Annotated in this window: 2 protein-coding genes; both read left to right on the forward strand. The window is 73.8% G+C overall.

Annotation, left to right across the window (positions count from 1 at the left end; translation table 11 throughout):
* On the forward strand, positions 1-634 hold a 634-nt coding region (locus G3I71_RS44845; RefSeq protein WP_275409412.1), incomplete at its 5' end, for a DnaJ C-terminal domain-containing protein.
* 43 nt (positions 635-677) lie between these two features.
* Positions 678-890 (forward strand): heat shock protein transcriptional repressor HspR (locus tag G3I71_RS44850; RefSeq protein ID WP_164324645.1); only part of this gene is annotated, 213 nt, incomplete at its 3' end.

The raw sequence follows: 890 nt of genomic DNA on the forward strand, positions 1-890 counted from the left end.
CAAGAACGGCACGCCGCGCGTCTGCCCGACCTGCGTCGGTACCGGCCAGGTCTCGCGCGGCGGCGGGGGCGGCTTCTCGCTCACCGACCCCTGCGTGGACTGCAAGGGCCGCGGCCTGATCGCCGAGGACCCGTGCGACGTCTGCAAGGGCTCCGGCCGGGCCAAGTCCTCGCGCACCATGCAGGTCCGCATCCCGTCCGGGGTCTCGGACGGGCAGCGCATCCGGCTGCGCGGCAAGGGCAGCCCCGGCGACCCGGGCGCCCCCGCCGGCGACCTCGTCATCACGGTGCACGTCGAGCCGCACCCCGTGTTCACGCTCGACGGCAGCAACCTGCGCGTCACCGTGCCCGTCGCGTTCGACGAGGCCGCGCTCGGCGCGACCATCGACGACCCGACGCTCGACGGCTCGACCGTGCGCGTCAAGGTGCCCGCCGGCACGCCGTCGGGCCGCACGCTGCGCGTCAAGGGCAAGGGCGTCACCACGTCGTCCGGCACGGGCGACCTGCTGGTGACCGTGCAGGTCGTCGTGCCGCAGAAGCTGTCCGCCGCGGCCAAGGAGGCCGTGCAGGCGTTCGGCATCGCGACGTCCGGCGAGGACGTGCGCGCCGACCTCATGGCGCAGGCACGCCGCTGACCGCAGGAGACACCAGGGGGAGAGGAGCGAGGGGAGGAGGACGATGGACGAGGACGCCAAGGTCTACGTGATCTCGGTCGCCGCGCAGCTCGCCGGCATGCACCCGCAGACGCTGCGGCAGTACGACCGCCTCGGACTCGTCCAGCCCGCTCGCACGCGCGGCCGCGGCCGTCGGTACTCGATGCGCGACATCCAGGTGCTGCGCGAGGTGCAGCGGCTGTCGCAGGACGAGGGCGTGAACCTCGCGGGCATCAAG

The sequence above is a fragment of the Streptomyces sp. SID12501 genome, from assembly GCF_010550245.1.
Classification (GTDB): domain Bacteria; phylum Actinomycetota; class Actinomycetes; order Streptomycetales; family Streptomycetaceae; genus Streptomyces.